The organism is Paenibacillus sp. EB106-05-06-XG162, from assembly GCF_058791655.1.
In genome coordinates this window covers 1-20164 of sequence record NZ_JBYTDT010000031.1, presented here as the reverse complement: position 1 = coordinate 20164, position 20164 = coordinate 1, and the positions used below count along the sequence as shown (strand labels likewise).

Genomic DNA, 20164 nt, shown 5'->3' with positions numbered 1-20164 from the left:
AAATTAATCCATCTACAGGAATGCTAACGGGACACGATAGCTTAATAAATAACTAAAACGCGGCTGCCGGCATAGATCGGCAGCCGCGTTTCACTAACGGGCAGGATAGCGCGTAATAGCAGGAAAAAGGAATCCAAATCCTGAATAACTAAGTAACTGATGAAGGGAAGGGTTTATCTCCGATCACGATTCCCTATCGTGTCATTAATTATTATGAAAAACTGAGGTGATTATTGTGGGAGAGTTACTTTCACGAATGAAACATAAGCACGGAAGGATAATTGATGGAAGGCAACATTTCTGGGATGTAGAGAAATTATGGGAGTTATCTAAGAACTTACCCGTTCATAAAATCAAGATTGATTTTATAAAGGAACTTGATCAGGATTGTTGGTTTACAGATAGTAGGAGTACACCAATTCCAACTATACGCAATGTTGCGTTTCATTGTCAGCGGATTATCAACGCAAACATGGAGTATCCCATATTATTATGTTCAGATGGACAATTAATTGATGGGGGACATAGAGTTGCAAAAGCATTAATTGATGAAAAAAGTGAAATTGATGCCGTGTACATTACATTGCCGACGGCGGATGTGATTCAATGAAGAACTCTAGTTCTATAAAGTTGCCTGCCCCAAAAACTGAATTTGCTTTGTACATCAGCAATAAACCGTGACATCGAGATTGTAATGATTATGCTAATGGGACACGATAGCTCAATAAAGACTAGGGAGGTCGCCAAATAAAACGAACGCATAAAAAACAAGCATCCCTCTGCTTTAAAGGGATGTTTGCTTTTTGTCTATGCTAGGATTCCTCGCAGAGGTATACTTATTTTCGCGGACTTCAAATGTTTTTTATTTCAGAGGAGGCTGGAATCGTGCGGAATGAAGCGATATTAGTGGTCGATGACGAAGAAGGTATACTGATTATGCTGGAGAATCTTCTTCGAAAAGAAGGGTATATCCATATTACAAAAGCCGGTTCAGCTGCTGAAGCGCTCCTGGCTGTGCAAACGACACGGTTCGATATGATTGTTCTGGATGTCATGCTTCCGGATATGGATGGATTTTCTTTATGCGTGGAGCTACGTAAAATCATAAAAACCCCCATTCTATTCCTAACCGCTCGCTCCAGCGACTTGGATAAGCTTCAGGGTCTGTACCTTGGCGGAGACGATTATGTAACCAAGCCGTTCAACCCGATGGAGGTTATTGCACGGATTCAGGCTCATTTAAGACGGAGCTCTTTGTATGCGTCCGACGGTTTAAGCGCCGAGGATGTATATCAGTACAGTGCGTTTACGGTTAATCGAACAACCGGGCAACTGATCGTGGGCAATGTGGATACGCCTTGTCCGGCCAAAGAACTTGAACTTCTGCTCTACTTTTGCAAACACCCGAATCGGGTATTCACAGCCCAGCAATTATACGAGCAAGTGTGGGGCACCATGGTGCTGGGAGATGAGAAGACGGTCGTCATTCATATCTCCAGACTCAGAAAGAAGCTGGAAGTCGATCCGGCCGACCCCCAACTGATCGTTACGCTGAGAGGGATCGGTTATAAGTTCGTTCCGCCCATGGGAGGTTAAGACAATGAACTTTATGCTTCGTATCGCGTTGCAACTGCTGGCTTTCTTTTTCTTGTTTGTTTTTATGCAAATGACCACGGCCATGACGGTCCAGTTTTTTTGGCCGCAAGGGGTTACGAACCAGAACGCTTTAACGAATGGTTTAAGCAGCGATCAAATTTATGTGCTGGTCTTGTGCTCCATCCTTTTTCTTCTAACCCTGCTACTAATCGGCTGGTACCTGGGGAAACCCGTTTATTTCATCATTGTTTGGATCAGACGTCTCGCAAGAGGCCAACACGATTTGCCTGTACGCTGGGATGAGATCCACTCCCGCAAAAGCGGAAAGTTGAAAATTCCGTATGCAGTCTACAAGGAATTGTTCGAGCATCTGCAGATGCTTGCGAACACGCTCCAAAGAAACGAGAAGGAGCTGCAGGAGTCGGAACAAGCGAAACAAGAATGGATTCGGGGGATATCGCACGATTTAAAAACACCGCTAACCTACATATCCGGTTATTCCACAATGCTGATCAATGCGGAGTATCAGTGGAGTGAAACGGAACAGAAGGAATTCCTGTCCATCATTCAGCAGAAAGCGGCTCATCTGCAAGAGCTGGTGCAGGATCTCAATGAAACGATTCAGGGACAAATCCCTTTAAAAGCCGTGGAAATGGATATCGTTGAACTTGTACGCAGGACAGTGGCGGATGTCAGCAGCGCGCCTTGGGCGACCGGTCACCATTTCATGATGGATGCGGAGCCTGGTCAAATTCCGGGATCTTGCGATCCGAAGCTGCTGACGCGCGCAATCCGCAATTTGCTCGTCAACGCCGTTGTCCATAATCCTGAAGGCACTAGGATCGCAGTTCGTATTTCACAGCTTCATGACCGGGAGTCGGAGATCCGGATTGAAGACAATGGGATCGGATTCAGCCAAACGCTTGATAAAAACGATTCGACCGTAACATCCTCCGAACGTTCGGGTCTTGGACTGTCCATTGCAAGGCAACTAATTGAAGCCCATAGCGGAGATTTGATTGTCACCAGCAAGCCAAACGAAGGAACTTCACTTTCGATCAGGTTGCCACTAGCGCAAAGTTAGTGTGAAGTTTGTTTTCCGTTTACCTCCAGTTTACTTGCACTCCCTATACTAAAGGAAACGTTGTAAAAGGAGTTGTGATCTTTTATGGATCCCGTAAATTGGAATACTGCATCCCATCCCGTGAAGATTGGGTCGAAGGCTTCAAAATTACGCTGGTGGAGGCGTTGGCCGGAATGGGTCCGGCACGCAGCGATTGTTTGGACGCTCATCTATGGCGTGCTGGGATTGTATTGGTCGCTTGGAGGCTCAGCCTTTCCATTCGGCATGGAGAACGACCCGCATGCGCAAAATCTGTTCTTAAGACACGCCACAGCCGAGGCCGCAGGGTGCGTTATCGCTATTCTCTGTTTTCTTGGCGTGATAGCGCTTTTCATATGCAAGTACAAAGCGCGAGGTTTTATCCGAGGGATCCTGATCCTTTATGCCTGGAGCGCTGCAACGATTCTCTGCTTCGTAATCCCGGATAGCCGCTTGCTTGTTACAGTGGCTTACACGCCCATTAGCTTGATTGGGGCGATTTTTTTCAAGTTACCGGTACATTATTATTTCGATCACATCACATGGCCGGTGATCAACCAACTCATTAGCATTGCGGGCGGTTGGCTATGGGCGGGAACGGCATTGTCCTTCCAACGGAAGTCCATTAACGCTTGCAGCTATTGCGGACGTAAAAGCGATGCGATCCGTTGGATGACTTCCGATTCCGCGGTCCAGTGGGGAAGGTGGATAACTTATGTGGCGATCCTTGCTCCGGCTTACTACGATATCACCCGCATAGCCTGGCTGCTTGGAATTCCTTTAGGGGTTACAAAGGAATTTTATCAAAGCCTTCAGGATTCAGGCGCGGTATGGGCTGGAGCGGGCCTTGCCCTGGTATCGATCAGCGGCGCCATGCTTATACACGGGCTTATAAAACCTTGGGGAGAAGTCTTCCCCCGTTGGATTCCGTTTATGGTCGGGAAGCGCGTCCCTCCTGCTCTGGCCATCGTTCCTGCCGGGTTTGTCTCTATTCTGTTTACAGTTACCGGCACTGGAGTTGTCCTCGATTTCTCTTTTAGCAATTTACAGAATTGGGGAGCATCAACGCCGCTCCTGCTGTTTCCGATTTGGGGAATCGCGCTGGGGCTCGCTACGATTTTCTATTATTACCGGAGGCAAGGGCGCTGCCATCATTGCGGTCTAAATTAGAATAAAATTTGATTATCCAACTAACTCAGGATAGGTTATGGTTTTTGACAAGACGCAACATTGGGCTAGTCGGTTGAATAGCTGGCTCTTTACCTCGCGGCGGTTGAAGTGATTACAGAATTCATCCTAATACGCTTGCAAGTGCTTCGAGTCGATTATTGAAAGAGTCGTTAATATTGCGCAAAGTATAACGTTATCGGAGTACGACAAAGTTTCGTTTGCTAAGCTAACGGAAAAGTACGACAAGTTCTGCCATAAGCACTATAGCGTGAAAAGCAGGAGATTAATCAGTAATCTTAACTTTGCAACCGAGGATGGGAATGACGGAACCATGTTTCCCGAAACCATTCCGCCAACTCCTGCATGCGTCATGTCTGACAGGACTTGGGGTATGAAGTTCAGGATACCAACGGATATGCCGCGGCTGAAAAGCTGGATACGGTGAGAATGTTCAAGTGTAGGAACTGACGAACTTCCGAATGTACGGTCTAATGTTAGAACGTATGGAAACATACGGACCATCACACGATGGGGTGAGTGGCGTAAAATAAATTTTTTTTTATGAAATACGCTATGCCGGACCATGACGGAATTCAGCTCACAGGTCTAGAGGAAGCACCTAAGTTCAGAACGGATAGCTAGGTTGCTAGGGACTGTGCGCCATGTCGTGCACAATAAGAATTGTTCGGTCACCGGGCCAACGTCCTTGGAAATACGTTGAGAACAACGCCTAACCTGAATCCGAAAGGAAGAGGGAATAATAGCATGGCGGTAAAGCGTGGAGGAGTCGAAGATGGTGTAGAATCAAGCCGCGCAAGTTCTGATCGATATGGTTAAAAGCTATACTGCCTGAACCTGAATGACTAGGGATGGAATGCAACATCTGGGGATACACCGTCTAAATACTCCCTACTTCTCGCATATTCGGAATCAAGTTCCGTCCGAAGAAATCCAAGGCGATAAGCCATTGAACAATGAGTTCAATTAAGGTCATGAGTGGGAACCCAAGTCGAGCCATTACGTTCTTTCTGCGCAAAATATGGGATTGCCTGACGGGGGAAAACCCCTATGGTAACGGAGTCTTCATAGTATCCAAAGTGGCGGTTGTAATGATGGCTGCACAGGCGGACTCTAATATGTGCCGCTGGTACTGGCGATAAGTTTTAACTCCGCTAATTTCGATAAAGGGCTCATTCAGCAATTAAATTTCTTTTCTATGATAAATTGATCAGGTTGTGTAGGAGGGGAAGATGATGAACATGAGAACGGCAACAATGGATAAGGAAGAGAGCAAGATGAATAGGAAGAGAAACCGATGGCTTTCCTCAAAGGTATGGGGATATACGGCGGCTGCAGTATTACTGCCTTATGCTGTACTGAAAACTCTGTGGGCATTCGGAATCACTCTGGGTTGGTCTGTTAAAGGCGTTTCAGAGCTGCACATTTCTATGCAATCGGGGGATCCTGTCATATATTTCCTTTATAAAAACGGGATCGATATCACCACTCTTCTTGCCTGTATAGCCTCACTGCTTGGACTATCATTGGTACAATCCTGGGGGAGAAAAATAGATCGCCGGTTGATACTTTTGCCGGCATGGCTAGGCGGTACGGCATTCACTTATTTTGGATCCGCTGGCTTGAATCTTCTTCGTCATGCAGAAATAGGAGATATGCATCTTTGGGTCTGCATCCTTGTATATGGCGGCTTTCTTTTATGGGGTATAACAACATTGCTGGCAGCCGTGTCATTCCAGTATCGGGTACAGCTGACATACGTGTAAAAACAGCTCATAGGCTAGATTTCGTTTCCAATTACCGGCATTATTATGTGTAACGACCGTTCCGAATCACACTTAAGTACGTTGTGTGTGATTCGGAAAAACCCAGAACCCCTATCTTTATTGGGTTTTTCTGAAAATTTAGGTGTTAAATGATTTTTACAATCGATTCAATCACACAAAAACGTTATTATAAAGTGAATGTGTTTGTATGGAAGTTGTAACCATCTAATGATCTATTTTTGCACGTACGAGAGCGTACCCGTCGCTTGTACTAAACGGCGTTATAGATTTTGGTGAATCTTTCCGAAAGTCGGGGCGATACAAAATGTCCGAAGAAAATAAAGTACTAGTCCGGGGCTCCATAAGTATAGGGAATCTAAGTAATGAATGTAAATAATAAATACAAATACTAAATATGAGGTGAATCACAATGTGGACATTTGAACACACGGTAACGACAAAAGCGAAGGCAGAAACGATTTGGAATCTTTACAGCGATATTTCCACTTGGACGTCTTGGGACAAAGGCATTGAACATGCTTCGTTGGAAGGACCGTTTGCCGTAGGCACAAAGGGACTGCTGCAGCCGGAGGGACAAGAAAAGCTTGCTTTTCAACTCATTGAGGTTGAGCCTTTACAAGGATTTTCCGATGTAACCGCAATACCCGGAGCGGGTATTGAAATTGCTTTTACGCATGTGTTGCGTGAAACGGCCGAGGGGACTAGCGTTACCCATAAAGTAACAATCTCGGGTCCGAACGCAGATCACTTGGGGCCGCAGATCGGGGCTAGCATGGTGGAAGGTATCCCGCATACGATAGAAGGGCTTGTTGCGTTTGCCCTGGAAATAGAGCGAAGCCATGCAAACTAAGGTGCAGGATGAGCAATCCGGTACTGGATCGGTGTCGTATCGGCTTTCCACGTGAGCAGGGGAGTTGAGGGCGGGTTCGCCCAACTCTGCCATGGCAAGTCGGCCACCTTGCGGAAAATGAAGACGGGCGACTGGCTTTTTTACTATTCGCCGCGCACAGATTTCGCGGAAGGAGAGCCGCTTCGGGCCTTTACCGCGATCGGACAGGTTAAGGATGACTCGGTCTACGAATACCGGATGTCCGAATCCTTTGTACCTTTCCGGCGAAATATCCGGTATACTCGAAGTAAAGAAGTAAAGATCGTCAGCCTGCTGGATCAGCTCAGCCTCACAAGAGGCAATCGGCATTATGGGTATTTGTTCCGCTCCGGCCATTTTGAGATCGGGCGCGAGGACTTCCTGACGATTGCAGGCGCCATGCTGGAGTGCTGAAGTGGATTCGGAATTAGTGACGCAGAACAAAGCCCCGGATTTTTGTTGTGTCAAGTGACGAATGCATGGCAAAGAGAAATACGCCGAAGCATCGGTTATATACCCAATTGGTATGCATAAGCGGAAGTGGAAGTCTCCGGCCGTCTTTTTGAAGCCTTCGATGAGGAAAATATATAAAACATAATATTTTCCTCGTTTTACAGATTGGAGTTGAATTCAAACTTGAGGCAAAAAATCATGCTGCATGCAAAACAAGAAATTTTCAAATCAGGCTTTCGCTTCACTATGGCGGATATGGCTAGGCAATGCGGTGTAAGCACGAAAACCATCTACGAGTATTATTCCTCCAAGGTAGAACTGATTCGTGATTTGGTACAGCAGGCGATTGATGAAATCAAAGAGCGGGAGCAGGCTATTATCCATGATCAGACATTGAACACAATGGATAAATTAAAGGCTTTGCTCGTACTGCTTCCGCAGGATTTTCAGTTTTTTGATATCAAGCGTCTGTACGAGTTGCAGCGTTATTACTCCGAGGTATGGGAATACCTGAATATTTTCATGGAAGAGCAATGGGACGGAGTAGACCAAATCGTTGCAGAGGGTCAGGCTGAAGGCCTGTTGGGGACGTTTAATAGGGCTCTTTTTATACAGTTATATATTGGAGGTTTGAACCGACTGATGGAGCAAGCATCTGTACATCAGACCGGATTAACGCTTAGGGAAGCCCTGCATGAAATGGTAGATATCATGATACATGGGATAAGGATGAGGTGATGGAATGCCTTGGTTATTGCTGATGCTTGCAATAGCGTCTGAAGTGGCAGGTACTACATTTATGAAGCTATCGATGGGGTTTACGAAGTTAGTACCATCCATACTGATGGTGATCTTTTATCTGCTCAGTCTGTCCATATTGAACATAGCATTAAAGGGAATCCCTGTAAGCGTTGCATATGCCATTTGGTCTGGAATGGGAACCGCCCTTGTGGTAGGCGTTGGCTGGGTGCTTTTTGGAGAACAGTTAACAACTTTAAAACTCATTTCTATGCTGCTGATCATCGTAGGTGTGGTGGGCTTGAATTTAGGGAGTAGCAGTCATGGAAAAGAGGAGAGCACAAGCCAGCAAGATCACACGATACATACAACCGTTCAAAAGGAGTGGTACAGATGAGCGGTAGACTAAGGGGATTACTTTTATTTACGGATATAGCGTTTCTTGTATATTGGTTTGTGACCTACTTTCATTTGATTCCTCCAAGTTATGCGTATCAGGATTACAATAACAAGCTGCTTGTGACCTGGAACTGGTCTTTTTTCCCTCTTGATGTCATGATCTCGGCAACAGGGTTACTGAGTCTTTATTATTATCGAAAGTCCAATGCACGATGGCTGCCGCTGGTACTGATCTCACTGGTTCTTACTTCCTGTTCAGGACTTCAAGCCATTGCATTCTGGGTTATCAAAGGGGATTATGACCTTACGTGGTGGATTCCTAATCTGTTCCTGCTGATATATCCGTTGGTATTTATTCCTGGGCTGGTCCGCAAAGGTTTCATTGGCAATTTATTCTCTCGAAAATTATCAAATGATATTGAAATAGTTCTGATTCCATGGACTGCTTGAAGTAAAAGCTGGGCTCCTACCAAAATTAAAAAGGAGCTGCACAAGCAGCTCCTTAGTCTTTCGTATGTACATGTTCATCAAATGCTGATTAAATCCGTTCATGCGGGGCCCGAAAAGGTCGGGGTATTCAAGCACCTACGTTATAATTTTTCAACTAATTCGATAATGACTCCGTCTGGGTCGCGGAAGATTACCCATTTGCGAGCATTAATCACCGTTGTGAGAGAGTCTGGTACAATATTGATCGGAGAGAAGAACTCAATTCCTTTAGACTCCAGTTCTTGTTTTGTTTGTTCCAGATCCTTAACATAGAAGCCGAAGTGCGTCGTTGTTAAAGAATGTAACGGAAGCGGTGCCTCTACAGGAGACTTCGGCGCTTCAAACTCCATTAATTGGATGACATTCTCTTCCGATTTTAAGTACGCCACACGCAGTCGAGTATCGGGAACGCCAAGCCCTTGAGAAATTTCCTCTCCTTCAAAGGGATCGGTCGGTCCAACGATTATCTCTAGACCTAAGATATCGCGGTAAAAAGAGACGGCTTTCTCCAAATTAGAAACGACAATGCCTACATGATAAAATCCTAGTAATTGCATACAATACCTCCAAGTATAATCAATGATGATTCGACTTTATTATACATCTTTAGTTATAGGTTGGGAATCCTTGCCTCGTAAATTCAATATTGTGAAGGCGAAATGGGCATGCTCCTTGTTGGAAATGTCGGCATTAACCTAGTAAGAACGAATTGCTCCGATTTTAAAGAACTCCGACCCATTCCCCAAATGATATATTAAACGCTTGCGTTCGAAGCGTTGCAACATGGTTTGTACGATCAGGCTTTGGCCAGCCAAATACTTAGGACGAAGCCGAAGCCGCCGTAGTCTCTCTATCCAGTCAGCACACCTGAATAAGTACCATATTATGTAATAATATTATATTTTTGTAACTCGTATAATTTAAAAGGAATTATTTGCTTTGATGTTGAATATTCCCAAATGAGGAGGTAATTTTAAACCCAAAAGTTAAAGCGCTTAAATTTTAATGAGGAGTGATTCATTTGTTAAAGACGAAGAGAAGTTCTAAGAAATTAAAATTTTCCTTATTGGTCGTATTGAGCTTTATCATTGGTATTAGCCTATACGCGAGTCCACTCCAAACAAAAAGTTATGCGGCAGCGAATCCCAATGATAATTTTTCTCCGGCAACTCTTCAATTTCTACAATCAAAAACAGGGCTTGATGGTGAACAATGGAACAATATCATGAAACTGATTAACAAACCGGAGCAGGACGACCTGAATTGGATCAAATATTATGGATATTGTGAGAGACTAACTGATAAACGCGGCTTTACTATCGGTATATTTGGGGCAACTACAGGTGGTCCAAATGATACCGGACCGGATGCACCAGCACTCTTGATTGAATATGACCGCGCAAAAGGAGCAACCAATCCATCCGTTAGCGGTGCTCTGAAGCGGATTGGCGTTAATGGCTCCATGAATGGCTCTATCTTGGTTATCAAAGACAGTGATAGTGTATTCATTAAGAAAATTAATACGCTGCAAAACGATCCGGAGTGGAGAGAAGCGATGTGGAAGACCTTCTACAATGTCTATATTAAATACAGTGTTGAGCAAGCCAATAAACGGGGCTTTAAAACCGCACTAACCATTGGATCATTCGTTGATGCAGCCTTGAATCATGGAGCTACAGGCGATTCTAATAGTCTTGAAGGTCTTCTATCGAAGTCCGGAAGCAGCACGAATGAAAAGACATTTATGACTAATTTTTACGCGAGGCGTACCTTGATTGTAGATACAAATGATTACAACCAACCTCCTAACGGGAAGAATCGTGTTAAGCAGTGGAGTACTTTATTGAGCCAAGGCGAAACAGATTTGAAAGGTGCAGATGATGCCATCGTCAAGGTAACAAGTTGGGAAATGAAATAAATTTAATAATTATGTTTATAAAAACACCTTAAAGTTAAAACGCTTATATATTAGTTGAATAATAAAGCTGTCTTCGCCATATAACCCGTCCTTGTGGCGGGTTATATTTTTTTGCAACACACCTCGTTAAATTTGAGAAATAAGATAAATATGTTCATCATGTTATAATCTAAAAAAAACAGTATGGCTAATATAAATGAGATTGCAAGGTTATCTGCTGTATATAAACTTAGTTGACAGTCGACATTTATTGTCGGGTGACAAAAACAAAGTAACATTAGAAACTGCTAATTATGCGGCTGTTATTTTTATGATATGATCATCGGCAGCAGGAAAATTGATGGCCTATGTGCACCTGCTACTTATTTTAGGGGAAGGACGGATATTTAGATATCAATTTTACGTTCACCAATCCATTTTACCATTGCAGGGTCTCGATGTGAAAAGAGCAGGCTCTCTTGCGTATCTAACGTAGCAATTGATTCCATATCCTGTTGGCTTAATTCAAAATCAAAGATGTTGAAGTTTTCCACAATTCTTTCTTTCGAACAGACTTTGGTATCACAACAACTTCTCTTTGCGTCAACCAACGTAAAACCACTTGAGCACGACCACACAAAAATGAGGTCCACCAGAAAGATCTGTTGACCTCATAATACGAACGGGCAGGATAGTTACAATATATGGTACTATTAGAATAGGAATTAAACTGGAAATTCAGAATTCATTTTGGGGGGCAGGAATGGCAACCAAATTAGGGCTTATCAGGCACGGTGTGACTGACTGGAATAATCTTGGAAAGGCTCAAGGTATATCCGATAATCCTCTTAACGAAGAAGGGATTAATCAAGCTAAAGCATTGGCGAATAGACTTTTGGAAGAAGAATGGGACATTATTTTCTCCAGTAATCTAACGAGAGCTATGCAAACGGCTGAAATTATTCGGAACTCTTTGGGAGTGCCCACGGTATTCACTGATGAACGTATCAGAGAAATTAATTGCGGGCTAATTGAGGGTACTACCGAGAAAGAACGCATCAGTCGTTGGGGTGTTAATTGGCGTGAGCAAAACCTTGGTATGGAAGATTTTCAAATGGTCGCCAAGCGTGGACAAAGCTTTCTCGAAGAACAGATTGTAGAACATGCTGATAAAAGAATTTTAATTGTGAGTCATGGGGCATTGATTGGTTTGTCATTGCAACACCTTTTGCCGCAACAGTTCAAAAAAACGTATATAGAAAATACCTCTTTAACGATTCTAACTTACATTAACAACCATTGGGCATGTCAATTATATAACTGTTCCAAGCATCTTCAGCAAATGTGAATTAAGCTATTGGATACGATAGCTATATTACGCACAGGTTGACAGCATACAGGCAACCTGTTCAATTCCCTCAGCATAGTTAAATTTTTCACGAATAAGGAGCAGAGCTATGATTAAGAATCTATACGAGACTCATTTACAAGTTAAAGATTTGAATGCATCTATTGAATTTTATAACAAGTTGGGACTGGAACTTTCACTATTAATTGAGGAAAGAAGAATTGCATTTTTTTATATTGGAAAGGAACGTCAATTACTTGGTCTTTGGGAAGTTCCAAAGGGAAGTGATGTTAGCAAAAGACATTTTGCTTTTGGGACTGATTTGGATTTATTAAAGGATTCAATTGACTGGCTAAGAGAAAGAGGGCTTGAACCCATAAAAGCTTTTGGAAAAGAACCAATTGAGCCAATTGTACATTCATGGATGCCTGCGGCAGCTATTTATTTTAACGATCCTGATGGTAACGAATTAGAGTTTATTTCATGGTTGCCGTCTGAACCTAAAAATTTGGGATATGCAATTTATTTAAGTGAATGGAATGAAATGATAAAGTCCGAAAAATCACAAAATTAATAAGAACTGAAGTAGTAATTCATTGAAGTTCCAACCGTCTGAAGTTAACGGATTATTCCGCTAAACGGGCAGTTTAGCTCAATGTACTAATAGAGGAAAGATGAGGAAATCTAGGTGCAAACCGAATCGCAGGATAAGTGAATACTACGACAAGAAAAGGAAAGAGGGCAAGCCTTACAAAGTGGTCGTGATAGCTTGCGCCAACAAGCTTCTCCATCACGTGTACGCCATCCTTTGTAAAATCGAGCCCTACAAAGCTTCAAAAAACCATATTTATCCATAACCATCACGCCAATGAAGGTTATTTGTGCTGTTCAGAAAAGTATATCTGTATTCTATTACTTAACCAAGTTGAAATGCTTGACAATTATTAGCTGGTTTTTTTGTTTTACGCAAATAAGGAGTAAAGGTGCGGTAATAGGTGAGTGGAAAGACTGGATGCATGGCTTCACGGAGAAGACAGTGGCTAATTTACCGCTTAATACTGGTAATGTTCTTTATCGAGATAAAGAAATTATTCATTACTTATGTGAGGAAATGAAAATGACCTTCAGTTGGTTTTGTAAAATATCATGTTTCTCTAGAGAGTATAGTTATGAGAAATACAAAACATCTCTTTTCTATGATCAATTCGGTGGAACTAACATTATTCTGCCTTAAATGATTGGAAATCTATACCTTCGTGAGGGAGTCGATCTGTTGGCAATTGCCGATTTATTTGATCACGCGAATGAAAACCAGCACGCTTCAACTTGGAGCAGCTGGTTTTTTTACGAGAAAAATGGAAATGAGAAAAACAACGACAAATAATAAAGCACATGATTGTGACACAATCCTGTCGGACAACAAGAACATCTATACAACGAAAGCCGCATTAACTGCGGTTTTTTTATTTTTTGTATAGAAGTTCTTGTCGTGTGCTAAAGACAAGAACCTCTATACTAAGCCGTATTAGGACAAGAACTTCTATACAGTCCCGTGATCCCCGGAAATGTAAAATTTATTAAGCTAAACATTCCTGTTAGTCCTAAGAAATGGACTTTGAAAAAAAGGAGCGCTTCGGTATGATGGGTCTGTCAACGGGTTAAACCCAACACCATCAAGGTGGCACTCTTTTAAGATAAGATGAAAGAAAAAATATAAAGACTTCACTAACGGGACACGATAGTACAATAAACTACAGCAAGGCTGTCGGCAATTTGATCCGGCAGCCTTTACTACGCTAACTGGCAGTTTAGTTGAATGAGAAATTTCAAAAAGGAAATAAAAAAGAATATTTATTGTAGATATAGGAGGGAATTTCCATTATAATGCCGAATAAATAATTAGTGTTGAAGTGTGGATAGATCGTATAAACAGGTCGTTCGCTTAACCCTGAGTTCTATGTAATTATTCAATAACATTCACTTGGCGGTTAGATATTGTGACATCACAGTATGTAGATGTGCCAGACTGATAGCACAAAAAAAAGGAGGGTTTGAAATGAAAAAAAATAAAAACCTGTTCGCATTAATCCTGACGACTGTTTTTTCATTATTTATTGTAAATAGTGTATCTGCCGAGGGTACAAATTCTCTAAAAGTGTATGATGATGCCGAGAATAAAGGGGTTTATGATATCAATTCAACTTTAGTTAACAACACTACAAATACATTAAAAGTGTATGTTGATACTGAGCACAAAGGAATTGTTGATTTTGATGCAACGTTAGTTAACAACACTGCTTATATGAATGTTACTGATTTAATGAATACGTTGGATGTTGATCTTTATAGTATGACCATAGAGACAAATTATACAAAAACAAAAGTAACATTCGATAACTTGACGAGTTATTCTTTTGAGGAAGGTACGAAGAATTTTGGTATTGGGGATGTTGTAAAAACAATGAATAAACCGTCAATTGCATCACATTTAGGGTTACAAATTCCTGTGCGTGATGTGTTCGAAAGTCTGGGATATAGCGTAACTTACGAACCACTACAGAATTACGTAAGAGTTAAAAACAGTGATACAAACAAATCTTGATAGTTAAATCAGCAGGTGTAGTTTAAAGGGATATTATAAAAAACCATAATAGAGGCTTAGCAATTGCTAAGCCTCTATTATTTGTCACTGGGCTGCAAAAGATTGAGTCATTGAACTTTGCTCAACTAACGGGCAGTTTACTAAAAAGGAAAAACTTTACACAAGAACAAATGTTCCTTATACTGAGAGGGAAACAAACCAAAAATAAAGGTGGTTGTTCCCTTGAGTAATGAGATTGCTTATCTTAAGAATTTCCTACAAGTAAGATTAGTTTCGGATTTCGAAAAAGCAAGAACGTATTATCAAGATGTACTAGGATTCCAAGTTGACGGATGGGGACATGCCGAACGCGGTAATAATCTTGGCTTTATCCTTCAACAAGCTATTAAGCCGGAAGACGTTCGCCCTAATCCAAAGCCAGATAAACCAACCGGGGACGAGCAAACTATTGGATGGGATTCTTATTTTTATAGCAATTTTGACGGGGTTGGACAATTGTATAATGAATTTAGGTCAAAGGGAGCGATAATTGCATACGAACCAAGAATAGCACCCATGGGAAATAGTCAGTGGAAACATTTTGCTGTTAAGGACCTGGATGGATATGTCATTGTCTTTGGTGGAAGTGATTAAGTCAACGGTTAAAGTATATCGATGATATAGAAAGATAATTAAGCTAACGGGACACTAGAGTGTGGACGAGTATATTAATTTTTTTGAAGTAACCGATTAGGTAGATTGTTTTGTTTATTTGGATAAGAAGTTTATTAATGAATACAAAAGAAGGTGCGAAAGCGAATATGCATGCGAAGAAACCAGTTAAATTGGATGATCTTGTTGATGAGATCGAAATGCAAATAGATGATACTTTTACATTTATAAATATTACAACAGGTGAAGTTATAACATTAACGAGAGAGGAATATAGTGCTGCAGAAGATGAAAAGCCACTCGATAAGTTCCCTGAATGGCAAAGGGAGAACATTGAAAGAGCAATAAGGATTATTGAAGATGAAGACGGGGTTTACGTTGATTTTACGTTAAAAAACGACTTCAATGAATATGAAATCATAGAGGATTTTATTGGGACTTTAGAAGATGGAGATATCCGAGAAGATCTGTATGAAGCTATCCAAGGAAGAGGTGCATTCCGAAGATTTAAAGATGGGATTATTGAACATGGTGTCGATAAACAATGGTATAAATACAAGGAAACTAAGATAAAGGATTTTGTAATTGAATGGTGCAAGGATCATGATATTGAAATCCAGGCATAAAATTCGTACCATTTCCAACACATTATTTGAATAATACACATGGGTTACGCTAAAGGGTAGATTACTTAAATAATCATTCCAGAACGATAGTGGAGGAGCTTGCAGCGATGCAGCTCCTCTTTTTCAATGAAGAAACGGGCAGAATTACGCAATACAAGACATTAAGACTATATCATTGAATACACTAAAATGTTACATTTTGTAAATGACCATACAACTTGATTGGATTAATTCTTAAGGGGGTTACAGTGAATAAAATAAGATTTTATCTGATGTGCATTGCATTAGGCATTTTGATAAGTTTGGGTGTTGTTTACTTGTTCCTCTCATCACCAACAAGGTCGATCAAAATAACAGGCAATGCTATTGCATATAACGTTGAAACTCAAATTCATAAGACAATTCCCATCCAGCTCGATGGTACCTATGATAAAAGTGAAAATACATTTCTTGGAACACTGAACGTCGGGGGGACTATATTTAAGCATACTATAATCGCGAATGGTTTCCAGATTATAACTTATGAAAACACTACGCGCACCCTTATTGGGACTGCTTATATAAATTCGGATATGACAGAAATCTCATTAGAATTCAACAGAGAGGAACTTTTAATTTTAAATGAAGGTGGTACTTCTGTTGTCAGCTATCCAGCAAATAATTTAACCGAAGCCGTACAATTAAACCAAAAATTAAAGGCAAGGTAACCGTGTACTATTTAGACGATGAACCATTTGTTCACTCCGCTAACGGGACACTATAGCTCAATGATGACACGACGGAAGCCGGCCAGAACGATCGGCTGCCGTCGTTGCGCTAACGGGCAGGATGCTTCCAATATCTGTAGAATTATATTAGGAATTAGAATAGACTTCCTGGAGGGATTGATTAGTGGAATTTAGAGAGATAACGTGGGACAACTTTATTGAATGTATTGAGCTGCAAGTTACAGAGGAACAGAAAAACTTTATTTCCTCCAATCAACATGCACTCGCAGAAGCATATATTTCCTCAAAAGAGGGTCAGATCATTATTACATTTGCGATTTATAAAGACGATAAGATGGTCGGCTTTATGATGATGTATTATGACGATGGAAATGGAAATTTCGATTACAGCAGTTACGGAGTTTTTAAAATGATGATTGATGGGCGATATCAGGGCAAAGGGTATGGCAAAGAAGCCATGATAAAAGCTATAGAATTTTCTAGAGCATCTCCTTATGGAGAAGCGAGGGTCGTTGAACTTACATATAAGCCAGAGAACCTTGTTGCGAAAAATCTATATTCATCACTAGGTTTTGTTGAAACAGGGAATTCCCACCCTTCTGGTGAAGTATACGCTGAGTATGTCCTATAGCCTTTTGAGCTTACGGGGACACTATAGCTTAATAAACAACTAAGATGCGGCTGCCGGCATCGATCGGTAGCCGCGTTACGCTAACTGGCAGGTTAGCGCAGCCATAATATTTGAAAATAAGATACGGTTCACCGTCCTGTGTCTAACGGCGAGTTTTCTTTCGGAGCTTCCGATGTGACGCCGTAAACGTTTGTCAATTCCGTTAATTCACCGACTGGAATGCCCCACGTCTTCTACGACACCACGAGAAAGCCGCCGGCGACGATCGAATGGGAGTATGAAAGAAACTCCGAAAACCCACTACATTCAAGGGTTTTCGGAGTTCTTTTTTTAGAGTCAACCCTGTGCAGGGCTGGTCTTCATTTCATAGATTTTTTGGAGCGTATGGACAAGCTTCGTCTTCTCGTCATCATCCTCTGTGTGGAGATACCCCTCCACAAGCCTGTACCCGAATACGAGAAGGATCAGCTCGTAGACGCAATGATCAGCGATAGGGGGTACAACTGCATACTCCGAAAAGGCTTTGTAATACGCGGGGACACATCGCTGGTAGTATTCGACCATGTGATCGATATCCGCTTCATCCGCGATCAGGCTTGCGAGGTCCTCGCCCAGGTAGCCCCATCCAGATGTATCCCAGTCGATGAGCACGATTTTCCCGTCAGCATAGATTAGATTGGTCACCCAGAAGTCCCGGTGGCATAGCACGAGAGGCAATTTTTCAATGCGGGCAAGTATCTCGTCTGCGTGCTCATCGATGTCGATGAGCATTTGCCGCAAGTGCTGCGGGAATTCGCAGTCCTCCGAGCGTATATAATCGTAGACGACCGGCCATGACCGGTAATGCAGATACTTATTCTTCATGAAATCCGCATGACTTAGGTTGGTCAGGCTCTGCAGCACAGCGGGCTGATCCGCATACAACTTGCCTTGATAGCGTCCTAACTCCAGCGCAGCCTGTTCATACATGTCACCGGTCAAGTCTAAACCGGTTACGCCATCAATATATTCCAGCCACAGCTGGAATTCATTTTCTTCGGCATTGATCTCGGCGTGATAACATGTCGGCCAGCGGATGGCATCCGAGAACGTTGCTCCCAAGTCAGACGCATAGAGATCATATTCCCGGCGCCATGAACCCGGATCGCCGTAACGCTCCCATTTCTTCTGGATTTTCAGCACGATACGGTACGGCAATTTTTCGCCATCCGCGGTATCGGCGATCCCCGATACCAGGTATACATTTCCCACAGTTCCGCCCTGTAATGGCAAGGTTTGGCAGTCGGCCGAGATGATATCCTTCTTGCACCGTTGGCTTAAGGCATAGATTAGCGTTTCTAATTTAATATTCATTTCTTCCAACCTCCATTTTTCTTCGTTTGCTTGTTCCACATGGCCGTCGTTTTGTTTCTCGCCCTCTTGTCGATGAGGTAGCTCGTTTTATCCTGGACATACTTGTTCTCATGCTGCTGGGCAATATAATGCTCCCACCGTTCACGCGGCAACGAACCGTCAGCAAGTGCGGCGAGAACGGCACAGCCCGGATCGGCCTGATGGCGGCAATCCGTAAATCGGCATTGAGGGAACCATGCCTCCACATCGGTAAAGCTTGCGCGTATGCCTTCGTTGGCATCAAAAAGCCCAAGCTCACGCATACCCGGCGTATCGATGACCATCGTACCGGAGGGGAGCATGAACAGCTGACGGTGCGTTGTCGTATGCCGCCCCCGGCTATCGCCTTCCCGGATCGCCTGAACCTTCATTACGTCCTGTTCTATCAACGCATTGAGTAGAGACGATTTACCGACGCCGGACATGCCGAGAAAGACGACTGTTTTACCAGGCATCAAGTAGGGAACGAGTTCGTTCAGCCCTAGGCCTGTATGACTGCAGATTGCGTGAACCGGCACATAAGGGATACTTTGTGTGACATCTGCGAGCGGGAGATAATAATCTTCAACGAGATCAGCCTTGGTCAGAATGACGACCGGCTGGCTGCCGCTCTGCCTGGTTTGTGTCAGGTACCGCATGATGCGGGTAACGTTGAAATCCCAATTCAGAGAAGAAAGGATAAACACATAGTCAAAGTTAGTTGCAACGACTTGTTCCAGCACGGTTTTGGCATAGCCTGCGGCATGCCCTGAGTAATCCGCGCGTGAGAACTTGGAGCGGCGGGGCAGTACCGTAACGATGAGAGAATCTCCGCTCTCGTTGTAGTACAGCAAGACAAAATCACCGACGCACGGAAAGTCTACGCGCGTTTCCGAGCTGTGATAGAACGTTCCTTTGAGCACCGCCGTTACTTCGCCGCGCTCGGTCATGACCGTGAAGCGCTCGCGCCGAAGCTCCGTCACCCTGCCGCGCAATAATCCGTCGGGAATTGATTCTATTTCTGTGTAGCCATAGGTTTTCAAATCCATCATGTTTTTTCGTTAGCTCCTTTAATGTTGTTTTTTGGACGCAAAAATGCCACGGACAAGCAGCCTCTAAAGAAGCTGCTGTCGCGCGGCATCAGGACGCAAAAAAGATACGACCTTCATCGTATCTGCAAACAGCAATATTCACGAAAGGTTACTTTGGATGGCATACCAAATAATACGGGCGTTTTCCCGCTTTTTTCGCGTATGCCAGCTATTCAGTTTTAAGACCAAACCACCATATAAGTAGTTGCCATTAAAAACATCTCCCTTCGTGTCAGGAACTTGCTTATCGCTAAGCTGTCTATAAAATAACCTTTTTTGGAAAAAAAATCAATGCCGGATAAGGTTAACCGTGAATTATCCTACAATTTATCACATAGAATTAGCTTATTTACAGCTCTCTCGATGCTCCGATAACCCATTCTTTAATCGTAGTGGAGTGCGAGAGAAAGTACCTGCTGATTGCAGAAATCGAAAAAATCTCATTAAATACTCGTAATTAATCATTCAACTAACAGGAAACTCTATAGATTAATAAATAACGAAGACGCGGCTGCCGGCATAGATCGGCAGCCGCGTTGCGCTAACGGGCAGCATTCCTATTATGAAGAAATACGAGGTTTGAGAAATAAAAGGACTCC

Annotated in this window: 21 protein-coding genes and 2 pseudogenes; 19 read left to right on the top strand and 4 right to left on the bottom strand. The window is 42.7% G+C overall.

Annotation, left to right across the window (positions count from 1 at the left end; all coding sequences use genetic code 11):
• Positions 1–256: 256 nt before the first annotated feature.
• The 10 genes from AC3WU2_RS30440 (at position 257) to AC3WU2_RS30395 (ending at position 8581) form a co-directional block, all read left to right on the top strand.
• Positions 257–610 (top strand): hypothetical protein, encoded by a 354-nt coding sequence (locus tag AC3WU2_RS30440; protein WP_492458574.1) that lies wholly within the window; start codon positions 257–259, stop codon positions 608–610.
• A gap of 275 nt (positions 611–885) precedes the next feature.
• Positions 886–1596, top strand: a complete 711-nt coding sequence (locus tag AC3WU2_RS30435) for a response regulator transcription factor (protein ID WP_492458573.1) — start codon at positions 886–888, stop codon at positions 1594–1596.
• Between the two features lie 4 nt (positions 1597–1600).
• Complete coding sequence (locus tag AC3WU2_RS30430; protein ID WP_492458572.1) at positions 1601–2680, top strand: sensor histidine kinase; 1080 nt, start codon at positions 1601–1603, stop codon at positions 2678–2680.
• 84 nt (positions 2681–2764) lie between these two features.
• Positions 2765–3868, top strand: a complete 1104-nt coding sequence (locus tag AC3WU2_RS30425) for a hypothetical protein (protein ID WP_492458571.1) — start codon at positions 2765–2767, stop codon at positions 3866–3868.
• A gap of 1250 nt (positions 3869–5118) precedes the next feature.
• Positions 5119–5652, top strand: coding sequence for a hypothetical protein (locus AC3WU2_RS30420; protein ID WP_492458570.1), 534 nt, complete (start codon positions 5119–5121; stop codon positions 5650–5652).
• A 430-nt stretch (positions 5653–6082) separates the two neighbouring features.
• On the top strand, positions 6083–6523 hold the full coding sequence (locus tag AC3WU2_RS30415) for an SRPBCC family protein (protein WP_492458569.1): 441 nt from the start codon (positions 6083–6085) through the stop codon (positions 6521–6523).
• Positions 6524–6538: 15 nt separating this feature from the next.
• Positions 6539–6955: an EVE domain-containing protein gene (locus AC3WU2_RS30410; protein ID WP_492458575.1), complete on the top strand. Its 417-nt coding sequence runs from the start codon at positions 6539–6541 to the stop codon at positions 6953–6955.
• Between the two features lie 237 nt (positions 6956–7192).
• Positions 7193–7732, top strand: a complete 540-nt coding sequence (locus AC3WU2_RS30405; RefSeq protein WP_492458568.1) for a TetR/AcrR family transcriptional regulator — start codon at positions 7193–7195, stop codon at positions 7730–7732.
• 4 nt (positions 7733–7736) lie between these two features.
• Complete coding sequence (locus AC3WU2_RS30400; protein WP_492458567.1) at positions 7737–8129, top strand: DMT family transporter; 393 nt, start codon at positions 7737–7739, stop codon at positions 8127–8129.
• Entirely contained in the window at positions 8126–8581 is a 456-nt protein-coding gene (locus AC3WU2_RS30395; protein WP_492458566.1) for a DUF5360 family protein, read from the top strand. The genes AC3WU2_RS30400 and AC3WU2_RS30395 overlap by 4 nt, the downstream gene beginning before the upstream one ends.
• Positions 8582–8721: 140 nt before the next feature.
• Here the strand turns inward: AC3WU2_RS30395 and AC3WU2_RS30390 are convergent, their stop codons facing one another.
• Positions 8722–9177: a VOC family protein gene (locus AC3WU2_RS30390; protein ID WP_492458565.1), complete on the bottom strand. Its 456-nt coding sequence runs from the start codon at positions 9175–9177 to the stop codon at positions 8722–8724.
• A 93-nt stretch (positions 9178–9270) separates the two neighbouring features.
• Here AC3WU2_RS30390 and AC3WU2_RS30385 point away from each other — a divergent pair.
• Together AC3WU2_RS30385 and AC3WU2_RS30380 are read left to right on the top strand one after the other, a co-directional pair.
• Positions 9271–9375: pseudogene (locus AC3WU2_RS30385) on the top strand (cell wall hydrolase); the annotation flags it as partial.
• A 257-nt stretch (positions 9376–9632) separates the two neighbouring features.
• Positions 9633–10538: a chitosanase gene (locus AC3WU2_RS30380; RefSeq protein WP_492458564.1), complete on the top strand. Its 906-nt coding sequence runs from the start codon at positions 9633–9635 to the stop codon at positions 10536–10538.
• A 386-nt stretch (positions 10539–10924) separates the two neighbouring features.
• Here AC3WU2_RS30380 and AC3WU2_RS30375 read toward each other — a convergent pair.
• A pseudogene (locus AC3WU2_RS30375) lies at positions 10925–11145 on the bottom strand (aldo/keto reductase); the annotation flags it as partial.
• Positions 11146–11280: 135 nt separating this feature from the next.
• Between AC3WU2_RS30375 and AC3WU2_RS30370 the strand changes: the two are divergent.
• The 7 genes from AC3WU2_RS30370 (at position 11281) to AC3WU2_RS30340 (ending at position 17103) form a co-directional block, all read left to right on the top strand.
• The gene (locus AC3WU2_RS30370; RefSeq protein ID WP_492458563.1) at positions 11281–11865 is read left to right on the top strand and encodes a histidine phosphatase family protein; all 585 of its coding nucleotides are present in this window, start codon (positions 11281–11283) and stop codon (positions 11863–11865) included.
• 109 nt (positions 11866–11974) lie between these two features.
• Positions 11975–12439: a VOC family protein gene (locus AC3WU2_RS30365; RefSeq protein WP_492458562.1), complete on the top strand. Its 465-nt coding sequence runs from the start codon at positions 11975–11977 to the stop codon at positions 12437–12439.
• Positions 12440–13921: 1482 nt separating this feature from the next.
• The gene (locus AC3WU2_RS30360; protein WP_492458561.1) at positions 13922–14467 is read left to right on the top strand and encodes a hypothetical protein; all 546 of its coding nucleotides are present in this window, start codon (positions 13922–13924) and stop codon (positions 14465–14467) included.
• 222 nt (positions 14468–14689) lie between these two features.
• Positions 14690–15100: a VOC family protein gene (locus tag AC3WU2_RS30355; protein ID WP_492458560.1), complete on the top strand. Its 411-nt coding sequence runs from the start codon at positions 14690–14692 to the stop codon at positions 15098–15100.
• 137 nt (positions 15101–15237) lie between these two features.
• Positions 15238–15744 carry a UPF0158 family protein gene (locus AC3WU2_RS30350; protein ID WP_492458559.1) on the top strand — a complete coding sequence of 169 codons (507 nt, stop codon included), beginning with the start codon at positions 15238–15240 and terminating at the stop codon, positions 15742–15744.
• 248 nt (positions 15745–15992) lie between these two features.
• Positions 15993–16451, top strand: coding sequence for a hypothetical protein (locus AC3WU2_RS30345; RefSeq protein ID WP_492458558.1), 459 nt, complete (start codon positions 15993–15995; stop codon positions 16449–16451).
• Between the two features lie 184 nt (positions 16452–16635).
• Positions 16636–17103 (top strand): GNAT family N-acetyltransferase, encoded by a 468-nt coding sequence (locus tag AC3WU2_RS30340; protein WP_492458557.1) that lies wholly within the window; start codon positions 16636–16638, stop codon positions 17101–17103.
• Between the two features lie 336 nt (positions 17104–17439).
• On the opposite strand, the gene AC3WU2_RS30335 is transcribed toward AC3WU2_RS30340, so the two are convergent.
• On the bottom strand, positions 17440–18456 hold the full coding sequence (locus AC3WU2_RS30335; RefSeq protein ID WP_492458556.1) for a phosphotransferase: 1017 nt from the start codon (positions 18454–18456) through the stop codon (positions 17440–17442).
• Positions 18453–19526 (bottom strand): ribosome small subunit-dependent GTPase A, encoded by a 1074-nt coding sequence (gene rsgA, locus AC3WU2_RS30330; protein WP_492458555.1) that lies wholly within the window; start codon positions 19524–19526, stop codon positions 18453–18455. The genes AC3WU2_RS30335 and rsgA overlap by 4 nt, the downstream gene beginning before the upstream one ends.
• Between the last annotated feature and the right edge of the window lie 638 nt (positions 19527–20164).